A 16,161-nucleotide genomic window follows, 5' to 3' on the forward strand; every position below is an offset into this window, starting at 1 on the left:
GTGGGACGCGCCGGGCGAGCCCCCCGGGATCGTGCAGCCACGATCCCGGCAGGCTCGACCGGCTGCCGTCAGGCGATCACTTGCCGTTCAGCAACGGGGTGAAGATCGCGTCGTACTCGGTGGCCAGGGCGGTCACGTCGCCACCCTCGGCGACCTTGGAGAAGAACTCCTCGAGCTTGCCGGACGCCTCGACCGAGGCCCAGCCCGGGGCCGCCGGGGTCAGCTTCGAGTTGGACGCCGACTCGATCAGCGCCTTGGCGAACTCGTCGTCACCGAGGCTCGAGACGTAGTCGGAGTTGGCCGGGCCGAGGCCGTTCTCGCCCAGCATCTTCTGGTAGTCGGCGGAGAAGATGATCTTGAGCAGCTCGCGCGAGCCCTCCTGGTTCTTCGACTTCGCCGAGATGCCGATGTTCGAGCCGCCGGCGAAGACCGGGGCGGGCGTGCCGTCGTTGCCCGGCAGCACGAAGGTGCCGAACGTGTCGGAGTTCCACTCGCGGGTCTCCTTGCCGTCGACCTTCTTCAGGTCGCCGATCGACCAGTGCGCCCAGCCCGGCGCCATGATGGTGGCGGCGGCCAGCGAGGTCTTGCCGGTCACCTTGTCGGGATCGTCGGCGTCGTCCTTGATCACGTCGGAGTCGTTGATGTACAGCCACGGGGACTGGTCCTTGGCCGTCCTCGGTGCCTTGGACGCGTCGGTGTAGATGCCCTGCAGCTGGGTCAGGCCCTTGATGGTGTTGGGGTCGGACAGCGTGGAGGTCCACTGGCCGTTGTCGTACTTGGCCAGGTCACCGCCGTTGGCGAAGATCCACGAGATGCCGTTGCGCCAGTCCTGGCCGCCCAGGAAGAAGCCGGAGAAGTCCTTGACCTTCTTGGGGTTCTTGGTGGTGATCTCCTTCACCGCACTGTTGAAGGCGTCCAGCGTGGTGGGCACCTCGACGCCGGCGGCCTTCCAGATGTCCTTGCGGTAGAACATGTAGCGCGAGCCGAAGTAGTAGGGCAGCGTGTAGTTCTTGCCGTCCACCTTGCCGACCTCGACGAAGGACTGCAGCAGCTTGTCGCCGCCCAGTTCGCCGTACAGGTCGGAGATGTCGGAGAAGGCGCCGACGTTGGTGAAGGTGGGCGACTGGGTGTTGCCGACCTCGACCACGTCGGGGGTGTTGTTCTCGTCCGGCAGCGAGGTGGTCAGCTTGGTGACCAGGTCACCCCAGGCCTGCTCCTCGATGGTGAGGGTGCCGCCCGTGTTGGCCTTGTAGGTCTTCTTCAGGTAGTCCCGCAGCGCGTCGGGAGTGTCGCCACCGGCCAGCCACAGGGTGATGTCCTGGGCGGCGGCCGAGGCCGAGGCGGAGCCCGTGGCGGACGGGCTGGACGCCTGACCGGAGGAGCAGGCTCCCAGGGCCAGGGCTGAAGCGGTCACGAGTGCGAGCGCCGACAGCGTCTTCTTCATTGCGTTCCTTTCGGATGGTGCGGGCGATGGGCGGTGGTTGCGGCGGGGTCAGGCGACCCCGAGTTCGTTGAGCAGGACGAGGGCGGCCGCGCCCAGCAGCACGGCGTCCTCGCCCAGGGCGGAGGGGGTGAGTTCCAGCCGGGGCCGGAACTCCGATCGGGTGCGCGCCACGATGCAGTCGCGGGCGGCGTCGAGCAGGGCGGCGGTCGTGATCTCGGGCGGGCCGCCGACGACGATGTGCTGCAGGCCGAGCATGCCGACGACGGGCGCGAGGGCGAGCCCCAGCCGATGTCCGGCGGCCGCCAGGGCGGCATCGACGGCTGCCGAGTCCGGAGCGGCCTGCAGGCGGGCCCGCAACGCCGGCACCGACGCCCAGGTCTCCAGGCAGCCGGTCTTGCCGCAGCCGCACAGGGCGCCGTCGGACCCGATCGCCACGTGGCCGATCTCGCCGGCGTCACTGGCCGCGCCGTGCACCAGGACGCCACCGACCAGCAGCCCGGCGCCGACACCGCGCGACAGGTGCACCCGCACCAGGTCGTCCGGGGCGCCGGCGAAGCGGCGTTCGGCCAGCACCGCCACGTTGGCGTCGTTCTCCACCCGGACCGGCAGGTCCAGGTCGCCGTGCAGCAGTTCGCGTAGCGGCAGGTTGGCCCACTGCAGGTTGGGTGCCGACAGCACCGTGCCGTGCCGGTCGACGGTGCCGGGCGTTCCCACCCCCAGGCCGAGGATCGGGTGCGTGGCGGCGGCGGCCAGTTCGGCCGCGAGGCCTCGAGCGGCGGTCAGTGCGGCCTCGCCGGTGGCGCCGTCCAGCGGCGTGACGCGGGTCAGGATCGGCGTGCCGTGCAGATCGAGGACGGCGCCGCGCAGCCGGTCGCGCGCCGACAGGTCCATCGCCAGGATGTCGCGGCCGGACGGGTTCAAATCCAGCAGCGTGGAGGGCTTGCCGGGGCGTCCGACCTCACTGGTGCCGCTCTCGACCACCAGTCCGTCGTCGAGCAGTTCGCCGACCAGGTCGGAGATGGTCACCTTCGTCAGGCCGGTCGCGCGAGCGAGATCGGCACGCGAGGCGAGGGGGGAGTCGTTGAGCTCCTGCAGCACGAGCGCGAGGTTGCTGCGCCGGGCGTCCTCCGGGCGTAGCTTGCGTCGCTGCGTCGTCTGCATGGTAGTTAGTAAACCTTACTAACAATCAGTCGGGAACAACCTTCCCGTCCTGTTACCAACTCGTTATGGACTGGCTGTGCGTTGCCGTGGGGGCGTCGCCGCCGGCCCTGGAGGCGTTCCGGCCGGGCGCCTGACAGGATGAACACATGCCAGAACTCCCGCCGCGCGCCATCGCCTGGGCCGAGACGATGGCCGGACACAGCGGTGCCGGGGTGGTCCGCGCCCACGCGAGCCCCGGCGTCCGGCTCGAAGTGCCACGGGCCGTGCTGCGCGAGCAGCGGGAAGCTCGCGAGGAGCAGTTCCTGGTCGCCGGTGCCACCCGGGCCGTCGGAGCGGGGGAGCGGGCGCGCGAGGAGGCTCCGGACGCGGAGCGCACCTGCTTCGAACGGGACCGCGACCGCATCGTCCACTCGACGGCGTTCCGCCGGTTGGCCGGCAAGACGCAGGTCGTCGTGCACCCCACCGATCACCAGCGCACCCGGCTCACCCACGCGCTCGAGGTCGCGCAGGTCGCCACCTCGATCGCCCGCGGCGTCGGGGTGAACGTCACCCTGGCCGAGGCGATCGCACTGGGTCACGACTGTGGCCACGGCCCCGGGGGGCACGCCAGCGAGGACGCCTTCGACGCCTTCCTGCCCGAGGGGTACGACCACGGTCCGTGGGGCGCCGATGTGGTGCTGACCCCGCTCAACCTGTGCGTCCAGACCCTCGACGGCATTCGCAACCACTCCTGGTCGCGGCCCACGCCGGCCACGGTCGAGGGCGAGATCGTCAGTTGGGCCGACCGCATCGCCTACTGCGCGCACGACCTCGAGGACGCCATCGTCGCCGGCATCGTCACCGTCGCCGAGGTCCCAGACGCCGTCGTCGAGGTGGTCGGCGCCACCCGCCGTGAGCAGTTGAGTCGCTTCATCCGCGAGGTGATCGCCACCACCGTGGCCACCGGGTCGGTCGGTATGCGCACCGAGGTCGCCGACGCGCTCGCGACCCTGCGGGCGTTCAACTACGAACGCATCTACACCCGCCCCGAATCGCTGGTCCAGTCGGACGCCGTGATCGCCGTGCTGCGGGCCCTGGTGGAGTTCTATCTGGAACATCCGGTGGTCCTGCCGGAACCGCCCGAGGACCCCGAGCGGCTCAACCACGCCGCCGTCGCCTACGTGGGCGGGATGACCGACCGGTTCGCCTTCGACACCGCGGTGGCGCTGCTCGGTTGGGATCCGGACCGGCTGCCCCGTCCGCAGTAGCCGCCCGCGACCTCGGCCGGGCCGCCGAACAGAGGCGGCCGCTGGCGCTGGAACTGAGAGGGGGGGCGTCGTGCCCGTCAAAGAGGATCTGCTGCGGAGCCTGCCGGGCTACGCCGCCCGCAAGGGCCGCTTCGACGTCGTGAACCTGCCGGCCAGGCGGTACCTGATGATCGACGGGCACGGTGACCCGAACACGTCCCCGGCCTATGCCGATGCGCTGGCCACCTTGTATCCGGTGGCCTATCGGCTCAAGTTCCTCAGCCGGGCAGCCGGGCAAGACTACCGGGTGATGCCGCTCGAGGCGTTGTGGTGGGCCGACGACCTGGCTGCTTTCACCGCAGCCAGGGACAAGTCGGCCTGGAAGTGGACGGTGCTGAACCTGGTCCCGGACTGGATCGTCGGTGAGCAGGTCGAGCAGGCCCTCGCCGGTGTCCGGGACGCCGGGAAGGCGCCGGTGCCGGAGCGGCTGCGGGTCGAGTCGTTCACCGAGGGGATGGCGGTGCAGACCCTGCACGTCGGCAGCTACGACGACGAGGGGCCGGTGCTGGAGCGGCTGCATCACGAGGTGATCCCGGCCCACGGGTTGCGGCTGACTGGCCGCCACCACGAGATCTACCTCAACGACGCCCGGCGGACCGCGCCGCAGCGGCTGCGGACCATCCTGCGACAGCCGGTCGTCGGCTGATCGGCGTCCGACGCACCGGTGCGGCTGCGTACACTGACCGGCGTGCCTGGGTTGATCAACGAGGAGGATCTGGCGACCGTCCGAGAGCGCAGCCGGATCGAGGACGTGGTCGGCTCCTACGTGACGTTGCGCCCCGGCGGCGGGGGCGCGCTGGTCGGCCTGTGCCCCTTCCACGACGAGAAGACACCGTCGTTCCGGGTGACTCCCGCACGCGGCTTCTACTACTGCTTCGGCTGCAACGCCGGCGGTGACGTGATCGGCTTCGTCCAGCAGATCAACAACTGCAGCTTCGTCGAGGCGGTCGAGTTCCTGGCCGACAGGGTCGGCGTCCAGCTGCGGTACACCGAGGGTGGTGGGCCGCGGGTCGAGCCGGGGTTGCGCTCGCGCATCCTGGAGGCGAATCGGCTGGCGGCCGACTTCTTCGCCGGGCAGCTGACCAAACCGGACGCCGTCGCGGGCCGGCAGTTCCTCACCGAGCGGGGCTTCGACCGTGACGCGGCCGAGCATTTCGGCGTCGGCTTCGCGCCCACCGGCGGTCGCGAGCTCGCCAAGCACCTGCGCGCGCACAAGTTCAGCGACGACGAGTTGATCAAGGCCAGCCTGATCCGCGAGGGCGGCTGGGACTACTTCCAGGGCCGGCTGTTGTGGCCGATCAGGGATGCCGGACGCTCGGTGCTCGGCTTCGGCGCCCGGCGGATCTTCGACGACGACCGGATGCCGGCCAAGTACATCAACACCCGCGAGACGCCGGTGTACAAGAAGTCGCACGTGCTCTACGGGCTCGACCTGGCCCGCCAGCACATCGCCAAGAAGAACCAGGTGGTGGTGGTCGAGGGCTACACCGACGTGATGGCGGCGCATCTTGCCGGCGTCGACACCGCGGTGGCCTCGTGCGGTACGGCCTTCGGCGACGATCACGCCAGGCTGTTGTCGCGGCTGATCGGGTCGACCGATGCCCTCAAGGGCGAGGTGATCTTCACCTTCGACGGCGACGCGGCCGGGCAGGCCGCCGCGCTGAAGGTGTTCTCGGGCGACCAGCACTTCATCTCGCAGACGTATGTCGCGATCGAGCCGAGCGGGCTCGACCCATGTGACCTGCGTATTCAGCACGGCGACGCGGCGGTACGCGAACTGATCGGACGCCGCGAGCCGCTGTACCGCTACGTGATGGCCAACACGATCGGCGGCTTCGATCTGGACCGGGTGGACGGCCGGTTGGGTGCGTTGCGGGCGGCGGCGCCGCTGGTCGGCAGCGTCCGCGACCATTCGCTGGTCAATGGCTACATCCACGAGCTGGCGAAGATGCTGGGTACCGACGTCGACGAGGTGCGCCGCGAGGTCTCCAGGGCCGGACGTCGCACGCTCCCCGCCGCACAGGCGCGTCACCGGGAGCCCCCCGCCTACGACGAGCCGCCGCCCGAGGACGACGAACCGCAGCTGCTCGGACTGCCGATGCCGAATCCCCGCGACCGCACCCTGGAAGTCGAACGCGGCACGCTGAGGCTGATGGTGCGGGCCCCCGAAGTGTTCACCGACGCCTGGAACGGGGTCGCAGTCGAGGACTTCACCCATCCCACCTATGCGGCCGTCTTCGGTGCGATCCTCGCCGCCGGAGCGGCACAGGCCGACTGGCCGCAGCCGGTGCTGGCCCGGTTGGACGACGCCTCGGCGTCCTCTGTGGTGGCGGCGCTGGCGACCGAGCCACTGCTGCGTCCGGCCAGTCCGGCCTACGCCGCCGAGTACGTCGCCAAGCTGAGGCTGCTCGCGGTCTCCCGGTCGATCGCCAACCTGAAGTCGAAGCTGCAGCGCACCAACCCGGTCGACGACCAGGTGCGCTACAACCGCATGTTCGCCGGCCTGCTCGAACTGGAACAGCAGCGCCGCGAACTCAACGACATCGCGGCCGGCCCCGCACTCTGAGCGCCTGCCGGGCCAGCATGGCGAGACCGCGTCCGCTGGGTGTGCCTGTATCCCCCCAGCACTTCGGGGGAGGGTTGCAAACGCCGCCATCCCGGGCCCGCCCCGGGATCTCGTCAGTCATGCCTGCGTCCTCCGCGCAGTCTTTGGCCGCCGTCCCGGCCTGCTGGTCAATCCGCTCGGCCGCCCGTACCGGGGGTTTGGCGTTCTCTCCAACGCCTACTGCTTTCGGGAACGGTGACTGTTCTCGTGTCGTGACGTGAAAGTAGTCGCCGAAGCTGCGAGTAGTCGGCGTTGATGAGAACCCTCGGCCCCGGGGTTCGGCGTTCTCTCCAACGCCTACTGCTTTCGGGAACGGTCACTGTTCTCGTGTCGTGACGTGAAAGTAGTCGCCGAGGCTGCGAGTAGTCGGCGTTGGTGAGAACGGACGCCCCCGGCGGCTTCGGGGTTGATGAGAACGGGCGGCCCCGGCCGGCTTCGTTCACTCCGGGCTCGGGTGCTGAGCCGTCGGCACTCCGCACCCCCCGCCCAGCATTTTGTGAGCCGGCTGCGAAATCAGTGTTGTCGCGGTGTTGCCTCCCCAGGTACGCCCGCGCCGTTCCACCGACGAGACCTCTGCCGCAAGGTCGGCGTCATGGACGAGAACGCGACTGTGTTGGGGGCCGCCGAGGAGATCCGGCTGGCCAGGGCTATCGAGGCCGGCCTGTTCGCAGGCGAGAGGCTGGCCGACGGCGGCTGCTCGTCGGCCAGCGCCGGCGAGTTGGAGGCGCTGCAGCAAGCAGGACGGCAGGCCTGGCAGCAGTTCCTGCTGGCAAACCTGCGGCTGGTGCAGAGTGTGGTCAACCAGCACTCCTCCCGCGCGATCGGAGCGTCCGACGAGCTGTTCCAAGAGGGGTTCCTCGGCCTGGCCGAAGCTTTGCTGCGCTGGGATCACGCCGCCGGCTTCCGGTTCAGCACCTACGCCATGCAGTGGATCCGCCGCAGGGTGACCAATGCCTCGGTCGAGCAGCGGGTTCCCGGCTCGGCCCGGACGGCGTTGCGGGCCCGCGCCGTCCGGGGACTGGCCGACGAGCTGGGTGGCCGGCTGCGGCGGGACGCCAGCGACGCCGAACTGGCCGAACTGGTCGGGCGCAGCGAGCGCTGGGTGTCCCGGATGCGGCAGTTGCGCCCGCTGCAGTCGCTCGAACCGGAGGCGCTCACCGAAGCGCCCTGGATCAGGGCCGAGCCCGCCCCCGATGTGCTCAGGCTGCTGCCGGCGCTGCCGCCCACCGAGCAGCAGATCGTGCGGGTGCGGTTCGGGCTGGACGGCGGCGCGGCCCGGCCCCAGCGGGCGGCAGCCGCCGAACTCGGCATCTCGCTGAGCACGCTGCGACGGCACGAAACCCGGGCGCTGCGGCGCTTGCGCTCCCACCTGCTCGCCCAGCAGGCCGCCTGAGGCGGTGATAATGGCCGCATGGGCCTCTTCGACCGCGCCGGGTTGCCACCGGCCGACTACCGCAGCCTCACCGACGCGCTGGGCCGTCGCGTCCGCGTGCTCGCCTGGGCGTCGGCAGATGAAGGTCCGGTGGCCGGTCTGACGGACGCCCTCGCGGTGCGCGGACCGGACGCCTGGCGCTTCATCGGCTGGCACGAGATCACCTCCGGCGGCTGGGACGCCGAGACGGGCCGGCTGCGCTGGCGCACCTCCGACGGTGTGCAGGAGGCAGTTGCAGTGGGCGACCCGGGTGCCCTGCCCGACCTGTTCCGCGAACGGGTCGAGGCCAGCATCGTGGTGCAGGAGCGGATCGAGCTATCCCGGGGACGGGCCGCGGTGATCGTTGCCCGCCGCCGACTGGGCGGTGGCGGGGAGGCGCTCGAATGGGCACTCACCCGGCACGGCGGCAGCTTCGACGACGACCAAGTGCAGGCGGCCGAGGCGGGGCTGGCCCGGCTCCGGGCCGAATACGACATCGCGTGACTGTTCTGGTAACGTTTCTTCTCGCGCACAGCGCGATCCCCTGTAGCTCAATTGGCAGAGCATCTGACTGTTAATCAGAGGGTTCCTGGTTCGAGTCCAGGCGGGGGAGCCCTCTCAAAGGCGTTCTGACAAGGCAATGAGCCAGTCGGGACGCCTTCCGCACGTTGTCTGCCGGAAGTCAATGGGCACCAGTGCAGCTCCCACCAACGCATCCCGGCGCGGAAATGGCGTCGTCGCGGATCATCCAGGTCCGTCGCTGGATGGGCGGTGAGAGCTCCCGAGTCGCGGGGTCTGGTGGGGCAAGCGCTCGCCCAACTACCGAGCGCTCGCCAAGCTTGGCGGCGAGCCCTCGGTAGTTAGGCGAGGGTCGGGGGTCGGGCGCGGGACTGCCTCAGCGCCGACGGACGGCCTGCACCCCCAGATCGGGGTTGTCGGTGAAGAAAGCGTCCATACCGGCGCGCAGGAACACCCGGATCTCACCCACCAGGTCGCCGATGCCGGCCGGGTCGGTGCCGTGCTGGAAGTCGGCCGGCAGGAAGCTGTTCTCCCGCCGGAACGTCCAACCCACCACGGTCAGGCCGGCCCGGTGGGAGTCACGGATCACCGAGGTCGGCCTGCCTAGCGTGTTGTCGGCCTTGCGCGGAATCATCAGGTTCTTGCACAGTCCGACCTGATCGGCGTACCGGCTGACGCGGCGCAGACCGGTCGCGGTCACCATGTCGGCGTAGCTGACGTCGTTGCCCGCGACGACCTGGTCGTAGGGGGAGCCCTGGCAGTCGACGAGCTGGACGAGCCGGACCGACGTCATGCGGTTCAGTCGCTGCAGGTTGGTGATCTCGAAGCTCTGGATCACCACCGGGTCGCGGCGGCTGTGCAGCCCGAACCGGTTCAGCATCGCCACCACCTGGGGCTCGAGGTCGAAGCCCTGCTGCCGGAAGAAGGTGGAGTGCTTGATCTCGGGAATGACGGCGACCCGCTTGCCCGAGCAGGTGCGCGACGAGGTGGCGAGTTTCAGCACCTCGGCGAACGTCGGCACCTGGTAGCGGCCGTCGTAGGCGGTGTTGTCGGGCCGCAGATCGGGCAGCCGCTCGATGGCCCGCAGGGTGCGCAACTCGGCCAGGGTGAAGTCCTCGGTGAACCAGCCGGTCACCGGGTTGCCGTCCAGCACCTTGGTGGTCTTGCGGGAGGCGAACTCGGGATGGTCGGCGACGTCGGTGGTGCCGCTGATCTCGGGTTCGTGCCGGTCGACCAGGACGCCGTCGGAGGTGGTGACCAGGTCGGGCTCGATCGCGTCGGCGCACTGCTGAATGGCGAGTCGGTACGCCGCGAGGGTGTGCTCGGGGCGGTACCCGGATGCGCCACGGTGCGCGATCACCACGAGGTCGTCGCGCTCTGGGTGGTCGCGTCCACCGGCCGTGGCGGAGGTCGCGGCGAGGCCGGCGAGGATGATCGTGGCGGTGGCGACGGCCATCGCCCGGATGAGACGGTGCATGGGGGCTCCTCTCTGAGTCCGAGTCGTCAGGGGGGTGACGACTCACCGATGGGGGTACCTCGGCCCTACCATCCACCCACGATCGGACGCGATGCGCCAGCCCCCCACGAAAAGTGGCGGTCGCTGGCGGCGACCGACGGGCAGTCCCGGACCTGGGCGTCAGCCCCTGTCGGTGAGGCTGAACACGTAGTCGATCAGGTAGAACACCACCGGCAGGCACGACACTGCGAGCACCACCGCATTCAGCACGAAATGGTCGCGGAGCACCGCGATGTATTCGCGGATGACCGCGGTCGGCCAGTAGTACCGGGCGGTCGGGGCGCCGATCGCGTAGCCGGGGATCTCCAGCCGGCGCATCAGCAACGCGGCCCGGAAGGCGTGGAAGTTGTTGCCCACCGCGGCGATCGACCCGGCCACTCCGCGCTGCGCCAGCAGTTCGCTCTGAAGCGCAGATTCTGTTCGGTGTTGACCGAGCGGGCGGGCCCAGCCGCCGGATGCCGACGAAGCGCAGCCGGACGCTCTCGACGGTTGCCGTCACCCAGGCCACCAACGGAAACACCACGATGCCGAGGATTCCGGCGAGCAGTGCCAGGCCGCCCCCGATGATCGAGGTCGCGCAATAGAGCACGGATCCCCAGCCCAGCGGGCTGACCAGCATGACCATCGGGTTCGCCGGCGGCCGCAGCTTCGCGCGGACGGCGACGTCTCGCGGGTCCGGCGGCGGAAGGATCGTCACGATGCCAACCCTAGAAGGCGGCCACCTCGCGCCCCAGCACGCCACCACGAGCCGCACGGTAGTGCTGGGGCTACCACGGCCGCGGCGTCCGGCGGCACGGTGCCGCGCGAGCCCGTCGTGCGCACCCGACTATGCCGGTGGCTCAGCCCGCAGCCAGTTGGACGACGACGTTGACCGTGCAGGCCAGCACCACCGCACCCAGCAGGTAGGACAGCAGCGCATGTCGCAGCACGGCGCGGCGTACCGCCCGGGTGCGCAGCGTCGTGTCCGACACCTGATAGGTCATCCCCAGGGTGAAGGCCAGGTAGGCGAAGTCGTGGTAGTCGGGCTGGTCACCGGAGAAGTCGACGGGCGTGGCGGAGGGGTCGGCGTAGTACAGCCGCGCGTAGTGCACCGTGTACAGGGTGTGCACCAGCACCCATGACGCCACCACGCCACCCGCGCCGAGGAACGCGTCGCTGACCGAACCACCGGAGCGGGTGCCGGCCAGCAGGATGCCGACCCCGGCCACGCTCGCCACGGACGCCGCGGTCAGGATCAGCGCACTGGCCCCGTGGCTGGGGTCCTCGGTCGTCGCATGCTCGCGGGTGGCGTCGGCGTCGAAGCGGAGGATGACCAGCAGGGTCCAGCCGACGAAGGTGAGGGTCAACACGATCCAGCCGACCGCTGTCGCTGCGGGCACATCGAGCACGCCGCTCACGACGACGGCCGCAACCGCACCCAGCACGACGGACGCCGCGGTGCGCACCCAGGCCTGACCGAGCTTCATGGGCGTCAGTCAACCATCACGCCGCGGACGGATCCCACACCGCCGCGTCGGCCGGCTCAGCCGCGCGACTCGACCGGGCCGCGGGCGCCGATCCGGCTGCGCAGCAGGTGGGCCAGCAGCACCCCGGCGGCCACGAGTGTTGCGACGGCGCCGACCAGCAGCGAGCGAGGCTCGGCCAACAGCCGGCCCACCGCGATCCAGCCCAATCCCCAGGCCATCGCGACGCCGATGGCGAGCTGGCCGGGCATCGTCCGGGCCAGGACGATGCCCAGAGCGCCTGCAACCAGCAGCACCGCCACCGCTACCGTCGGAGCGGCGGCGCCCAGGTTCACGCCGCTGCCCACAGCCGCCGCGGTGACGTTCGCCACCGTGGCGACGCATACCCAGCCCAGGTAGAGGCCGAAGGTGATGCGGACGACGAGTAGCTCGGCGAGACTGCCGGGCCGCTGCCCGACCAGCCCGCGGCACAGCCGGCCGAGCACGTAGGCGAGCAGCCCGATGACCACCACGCTGCCCCACAGCGAGCCCAGTTGGGTCACGGCGAGCCATGCGCCGTTGAGCAACAGGGACGCGGCCGCCCACCAGCCGGTTCCTCGGGCAACGGGAGAGACGGCGTTGCCCGGCAGCCACTGCCACACCAGGTAACCGGTCAGCCCGACGTAGATCACCGACCAGATGCTGAACGCGGTGCCAGCTGGCGTCAGCAGCGTCGCGTCGGCGGCGAAGGCACCCCCGGAACTGCGCTGCACCTCGGTGCCGATGATGCCCAGGCCGGCCAGTGTGCCGAACACTGCCGCGATGTAGCTGAGGGTGACGGCGATCTGACGAGCGGGGTCCGGGAGTCGGTCCATGGCTCCTCCAGGGGTGGTGGGAGGGGGGACTACAGCCTAGCGGGCGGTGCAGGAGCTTCGGCGGCGTCGCCCTCGGACGAGCACGCCACCGGCGTTAGCATCGCCCCATGGGGCTACGCACTCTGATCCTGGCCGCCGGCGTCGGGGCCGGTCACAATCAGGCCGCCAGCGCGATCGAGCAGGCGCTCGGCGACATCCGCGAGGTGGAGAGCGCCCACCGGATCGACATTCTGGAGACCACCAACGAGGTGTTCCAGAAGCTGTACGACGACGCCTACTTCAGCCTGGTCTCCGAAGTTCCGTGGCTGGTCGGCTGGGGGTACGACAGCCAGGATCCGCCGTTCAAGCTGGCTCCGCTGGTGCAGTGGTGGGACAAGATGAACACCACCGCGCTGGTGAGGCAGATCCGCGACTACGACCCCGATCTGGTGATCTGCACCCACTTCCTGCCGGCCAGGCTGGTGGCGCTGCTGCTGGCCCGGCGTCAACTGCACGCGTCGCTCACCGTGGTGACCACCGACTACGACTTCCAGGGCCTGTGGCTGACCTCGCCGTTCAACCACTTCTTCCTCGCCCGCGACGAGGGCCGCGAGTTCATGCTCAGCATCGGCGTCCCCGAGGACCGGGTGCTGGCGTCCGGCATTCCGGTGCGGCCCGGACTCGACGAACCCGTCGACAACGCCGCGGTGCGCGCCCGGTTCGGACTCGACCCCGACCTGCCGGTCGTGCTCATCTCGGCGGGCGCCTCGGGCGGCAGCTACACGCTGAACATCGTGCGCCAGGTGCGGCGCAGTGAACAGAAGTTCCAGGCCGTCGTGATCTGTGGCCGCAACGAGCAGCTGCGACTCGATGTCGAGGCCGCGCTCGGCCCTCACGCCGACCGGTTCAAGGTGATCGGCTTCACCACCGAGATGGCCGATCTGATGAAGGTCGCGTCGCTGTTCGTGGGCAAGCCGGGTGGCCTGTCCTCGTCGGAGTGCATGGCGGCCGGGCTGCCGATGGTGATCATCAACCCGATCCCCGGCCAGGAGGTGCGCAACGCCGACTTCCTGGTCGAGGAGGGCGCCGCGGTGCGCTGCAACTACGCCACGACCGTCGGATACAAGATCGACCTGCTGCTGCGCGATCCCGAGCGGCTGGCGGCGATGGCAGCCAACGCCCGACGAATCGGACGCCCGCACGCCGGCCGGACCGTCGCCGAGGCGTCCCTGCAGATGCTGACCCCGCCGCTGTGGATCAGTCGCGAGGCGCAGAAGTCGATGCTGCTGGCCAGCCAGGAGGGGATAGCGGCCGCCGACCTGCCGGCGGGGCGGCGGTTGCAGGTGCTGACCGACCCGGTGACCGGTGGGTCGCGGGCCGTCCTCACCCAGACGCAGTTGCGGCCGCTGGGGGTGACGAGCTGGTCGAAGCAGGTGAAGCTGTCACGCAAGACGCTGCGCACGATGCGTTGGCAGCCCGACAACCTCGACCTTGCCGTGGCTGGCAAGTGGCTGCTGGGCGACGACAAGGTGCGTATCTTCGGCGTGGCCTGACGACGAACCACCCCCGAACCGGTCGCCGCACCGGCCGGGCGGTCGACGCGATGCCGGCCGTCCCCGTCGGCGAGCGTGATCCCGAGCCCCTTGCTCAGCCGGAGAAATCGATGCACAAGGGGATTTGGGCTAAACTGGGCGAGAATCCCGCGTCGAGGCCGTGAACCCGGCCCGTCTACGCATGCCCAGCGAAAGTGATCGATGCCCAGCCTCGCCCCGTCCGAACCCGCCCTCACCCTGCCCACTGAGCCGCTCGAGTTGCGGCTGGTGGTGACCGACCTGGACGGCACCCTGTTGGACGCCGCCGGCGAGTTGCCGGCCCGGTTCTGGGCACTGGTCGACCGGCTGCGGGAGCGCAAAATCACGCTGGCCCCGGCGTCCGGGCGGCAGTACCCGATGCTGACCCGCATGTTCGGCACCCCCGAGGGCATGGCTTTCATCGCCGAGAACGGCACCTACGTGGTGCGTGACGGCAACGAGCTGAGCAGCAGCCCGCTCGACCGTGACTGGGCCGCTCGGGTGGTCCGCTCGATCCGGGCGCTCGGTGACACGCGTGATCTCGGCGTGGTGTGGTGCGGCCGCGACTGCGCCTACATCGACCGGGTCGATGACGCGTTCGTGGCCGAGGTGTCGCGCTACTTCGCCTCGCTGCAGGTGGTGGACGACGTGCTGGCCGTGGCGGACGACCCGATCAAGCTGTCGGTGTTCGACTTCGCCGGATCCGCCGAGACCGCGGAGGCGTTGGCCGGCTGGTGCCGTCCGCACCAGGTGGTGATCTCGAGCCAGTGCTGGCTGGACGTGATGAAGCAGGGTGTCAACAAGGGCGCGGCGTTGGGCGAGCTGCAGCGCGTGCTCGGGGTGACGCCGGAGCAGACGGTGGTGTTCGGCGACTACCTCAACGACCTGGAGATGATCGAGTCGGTGCCGCACTCGTTCGCGGTCGCGAACGCGCATCCGTCGGTGCTGCGGGCCGCGAGCTACGTCGCGCCGACCAATGCCGAGCAGGGCGTCATGCAGGTGCTGGAGCGACTGCTCGACGCCGCCGACCGCGCCGCCTGATCGCTGCCGAGACCTGCCCGCGCGGCGGCGCACGACACGTCGTCGCGACCGAACGGTGGGCATGATGAACCCATGACCCCGAACGGACGACCCATCGCCCTCACCGGCGTGACCGGGAACCTGGGCGGCCGGATCGCCGACAGGCTGGCAGCCACGGACGTCCCGCTGCGGGTGCTGGCCCGTGACCCCGCCCGGGTGTCGCCCCGGCTTGGCCTCGTGGACGTGCGCCGGGCCGCCTTCGGCGACACCCAGGCCGTCACGGCAGCCCTGGACGGCGTCGACACCGTCCTGATGGTGTCTGCGGCTGAGAGTGCCGATCGTCTCGAGCAGCACCGCAGTTTCGTGGACGCGGCGGCCGCGGCCGGCGTCCGGCACCTGGTGTACGTGTCGTTCTTCGGCGCGGCGCCCGACGCAACGTTCACCCTGGCCCGTGACCACTACGTCACCGAGCAGTACCTTCGCGCCGCCGGCTTCGCGGTCACGTTCCTGAGAGACAACCTGTACGCCGACTTCCTGACCGGGCTGGTGGGGGAGGACGGCGTCATCCGTGGCCCGGCCGGCGAGGGCCGGGTGGCCGCGGTCGCCCAGGACGACATCGCGGACGCCGCCACGACCGTGCTGCTCGACCCCGCAGCCCACGCCGGTGCCACCTACGCGCTCACCGGACCGGCCGCGCTCACCCTCAGCGAGATCGCCGACACGATCGGTCGGGTGCAGGGACGCCGCGTCCGCTATCACGACGAGACCCTCGCCGAGGCCTACGGGTCGCGGGCCGGCTACGGGGCGCCCCCCTGGCAACTGGACGCCTGGGTGTCGACCTACACCGCGATCGCAGCCGGCGAACTGGCCGGGGTCAGCGACGACGTCGAGCGTCTCACCGGGCACCCGGCCACCACGCTGGAGGAGGTGCTCGCCCGCGCCGCCGCGGCCGGTCGCGGCGGCCGGTGACCAGGCCCGTCGAGTTCGTCGAGCTGGCCGAGCACGGCGAACGGTTCTACACCCGCCGCGGCGTGCAGGTCGCCTTCGCCGAACGCAAGGTCGCCGTCTGGGCCGACGACGGCCCCAGCAGCCACGCGGCGGTGGTCTCCATCCCCGAGTTGTTCGCCGAGTTCGCCGACCACCTCGGCGGGCCGGACGCCGAGTGGCTGACCCCGCTGCTCGTCCGGTTGCAGGCTGGTGAGGATCCGCAGTCACTGCGCGCCGAGGCAGTCGACGCCTACCGCGTCCGGCACGGGCAGGAACCGGCCGTGACGGTCTGGCCCCTACCCACAGCGCACGACGATGGCTCTGCGTGAGTGCCCGCCCCTACTA

Annotated in this window: 15 protein-coding genes and 1 tRNA gene; 10 read left to right on the forward strand and 6 right to left on the reverse strand. The window is 70.3% G+C overall.

Annotated features, from left to right (window positions below):
* Nucleotides 1-76: 76 nt before the first annotated feature.
* Together OIE40_RS10855 and OIE40_RS10860 are read right to left on the reverse strand one after the other, a co-directional pair.
* Nucleotides 77-1,444 carry an extracellular solute-binding protein gene (locus tag OIE40_RS10855; protein WP_264702243.1) on the reverse strand — a complete coding sequence of 456 codons (1,368 nt, stop codon included), beginning with the start codon at nucleotides 1,442-1,444 and terminating at the stop codon, nucleotides 77-79.
* Nucleotides 1,445-1,492: 48 nt separating this feature from the next.
* Nucleotides 1,493-2,605: an ROK family transcriptional regulator gene (locus OIE40_RS10860; protein ID WP_264702244.1), complete on the reverse strand. Its 1,113-nt coding sequence runs from the start codon at nucleotides 2,603-2,605 to the stop codon at nucleotides 1,493-1,495.
* A gap of 146 nt (nucleotides 2,606-2,751) precedes the next feature.
* On the opposite strand from OIE40_RS10860, the gene OIE40_RS10865 reads away from it, so the two are divergent.
* The 6 genes from OIE40_RS10865 (at nucleotide 2,752) to OIE40_RS10890 (ending at nucleotide 8,520) form a co-directional block, all read left to right on the forward strand.
* Nucleotides 2,752-3,852, forward strand: a complete 1,101-nt coding sequence (locus tag OIE40_RS10865) for an HD domain-containing protein (RefSeq protein WP_264702245.1) — start codon at nucleotides 2,752-2,754, stop codon at nucleotides 3,850-3,852.
* Nucleotides 3,853-3,922: 70 nt separating this feature from the next.
* Complete coding sequence (locus OIE40_RS10870; RefSeq protein ID WP_264702246.1) at nucleotides 3,923-4,537, forward strand: GyrI-like domain-containing protein; 615 nt, start codon at nucleotides 3,923-3,925, stop codon at nucleotides 4,535-4,537.
* A 24-nt stretch (nucleotides 4,538-4,561) separates the two neighbouring features.
* Nucleotides 4,562-6,457: a DNA primase gene (dnaG, locus tag OIE40_RS10875; protein ID WP_264702354.1), complete on the forward strand. Its 1,896-nt coding sequence runs from the start codon at nucleotides 4,562-4,564 to the stop codon at nucleotides 6,455-6,457.
* A 631-nt stretch (nucleotides 6,458-7,088) separates the two neighbouring features.
* Nucleotides 7,089-7,889, forward strand: a complete 801-nt coding sequence (locus tag OIE40_RS10880; RefSeq protein ID WP_264702247.1) for a sigma-70 family RNA polymerase sigma factor — start codon at nucleotides 7,089-7,091, stop codon at nucleotides 7,887-7,889.
* Between the two features lie 18 nt (nucleotides 7,890-7,907).
* Nucleotides 7,908-8,411 carry a hypothetical protein gene (locus OIE40_RS10885; RefSeq protein ID WP_264702248.1) on the forward strand — a complete coding sequence of 168 codons (504 nt, stop codon included), beginning with the start codon at nucleotides 7,908-7,910 and terminating at the stop codon, nucleotides 8,409-8,411.
* A 36-nt stretch (nucleotides 8,412-8,447) separates the two neighbouring features.
* A tRNA-Asn gene (locus OIE40_RS10890) sits at nucleotides 8,448-8,520 on the forward strand.
* 282 nt (nucleotides 8,521-8,802) lie between these two features.
* Here OIE40_RS10890 and OIE40_RS10895 read toward each other — a convergent pair.
* The 4 genes from OIE40_RS10895 to OIE40_RS10910 form a co-directional block, all read right to left on the reverse strand.
* Nucleotides 8,803-9,903 carry a glycerophosphodiester phosphodiesterase gene (locus OIE40_RS10895; RefSeq protein WP_264702249.1) on the reverse strand — a complete coding sequence of 367 codons (1,101 nt, stop codon included), beginning with the start codon at nucleotides 9,901-9,903 and terminating at the stop codon, nucleotides 8,803-8,805.
* 159 nt (nucleotides 9,904-10,062) lie between these two features.
* Complete coding sequence (locus tag OIE40_RS10900; RefSeq protein ID WP_264702250.1) at nucleotides 10,063-10,320, reverse strand: YdcF family protein; 258 nt, start codon at nucleotides 10,318-10,320, stop codon at nucleotides 10,063-10,065.
* A 461-nt stretch (nucleotides 10,321-10,781) separates the two neighbouring features.
* Nucleotides 10,782-11,408, reverse strand: coding sequence for a DUF1345 domain-containing protein (locus OIE40_RS10905; RefSeq protein ID WP_264702252.1), 627 nt, complete (start codon nucleotides 11,406-11,408; stop codon nucleotides 10,782-10,784).
* A gap of 56 nt (nucleotides 11,409-11,464) precedes the next feature.
* Complete coding sequence (locus OIE40_RS10910) at nucleotides 11,465-12,259, reverse strand: hypothetical protein (RefSeq protein ID WP_264702254.1); 795 nt, start codon at nucleotides 12,257-12,259, stop codon at nucleotides 11,465-11,467.
* A gap of 107 nt (nucleotides 12,260-12,366) precedes the next feature.
* On the opposite strand from OIE40_RS10910, the gene OIE40_RS10915 reads away from it, so the two are divergent.
* From OIE40_RS10915 to OIE40_RS10930, 4 genes are all read left to right on the forward strand, one after another.
* Nucleotides 12,367-13,791 carry an MGDG synthase family glycosyltransferase gene (locus OIE40_RS10915; RefSeq protein ID WP_264702256.1) on the forward strand — a complete coding sequence of 475 codons (1,425 nt, stop codon included), beginning with the start codon at nucleotides 12,367-12,369 and terminating at the stop codon, nucleotides 13,789-13,791.
* 201 nt (nucleotides 13,792-13,992) lie between these two features.
* Complete coding sequence (locus tag OIE40_RS10920) at nucleotides 13,993-14,850, forward strand: HAD family hydrolase (protein WP_264702258.1); 858 nt, start codon at nucleotides 13,993-13,995, stop codon at nucleotides 14,848-14,850.
* A 72-nt stretch (nucleotides 14,851-14,922) separates the two neighbouring features.
* Nucleotides 14,923-15,798: an SDR family oxidoreductase gene (locus OIE40_RS10925; protein ID WP_264702260.1), complete on the forward strand. Its 876-nt coding sequence runs from the start codon at nucleotides 14,923-14,925 to the stop codon at nucleotides 15,796-15,798.
* The gene (locus tag OIE40_RS10930; protein ID WP_264702262.1) at nucleotides 15,795-16,145 is read left to right on the forward strand and encodes a hypothetical protein; all 351 of its coding nucleotides are present in this window, start codon (nucleotides 15,795-15,797) and stop codon (nucleotides 16,143-16,145) included. The genes OIE40_RS10925 and OIE40_RS10930 overlap by 4 nt, the downstream gene beginning before the upstream one ends.
* The last annotated feature ends 16 nt before the right edge of the window (nucleotides 16,146-16,161 follow it).

It is taken from the genome of Micropruina sonneratiae (assembly GCF_025972045.1).
Lineage (GTDB): Bacteria > Actinomycetota > Actinomycetes > Propionibacteriales > Propionibacteriaceae > Micropruina > Micropruina sonneratiae.

Coding starts and splice junctions, on each gene's coding strand:
- OIE40_RS10855 (WP_264702243.1), bottom strand. CDS start 1,444: ATGAAGAAGACGCTGTCGGCGCTCGCACTCGTGACCGCTTCAGCCCTG.
- OIE40_RS10860 (WP_264702244.1), bottom strand. CDS start 2,605: ATGCAGACGACGCAGCGACGCAAGCTACGCCCGGAGGACGCCCGGCGC.
- OIE40_RS10865 (WP_264702245.1), top strand. CDS start 2,752: ATGCCAGAACTCCCGCCGCGCGCCATCGCCTGGGCCGAGACGATGGCC.
- OIE40_RS10880 (WP_264702247.1), top strand. CDS start 7,089: ATGGACGAGAACGCGACTGTGTTGGGGGCCGCCGAGGAGATCCGGCTG.
- OIE40_RS10885 (WP_264702248.1), top strand. CDS start 7,908: ATGGGCCTCTTCGACCGCGCCGGGTTGCCACCGGCCGACTACCGCAGC.
- OIE40_RS10895 (WP_264702249.1), bottom strand. CDS start 9,903: ATGCACCGTCTCATCCGGGCGATGGCCGTCGCCACCGCCACGATCATC.
- OIE40_RS10905 (WP_264702252.1), bottom strand. CDS start 11,408: ATGAAGCTCGGTCAGGCCTGGGTGCGCACCGCGGCGTCCGTCGTGCTG.
- OIE40_RS10910 (WP_264702254.1), bottom strand. CDS start 12,259: ATGGACCGACTCCCGGACCCCGCTCGTCAGATCGCCGTCACCCTCAGC.
- OIE40_RS10915 (WP_264702256.1), top strand. CDS start 12,367: ATGGGGCTACGCACTCTGATCCTGGCCGCCGGCGTCGGGGCCGGTCAC.
- OIE40_RS10920 (WP_264702258.1), top strand. CDS start 13,993: ATGCCCAGCCTCGCCCCGTCCGAACCCGCCCTCACCCTGCCCACTGAG.
- OIE40_RS10925 (WP_264702260.1), top strand. CDS start 14,923: ATGACCCCGAACGGACGACCCATCGCCCTCACCGGCGTGACCGGGAAC.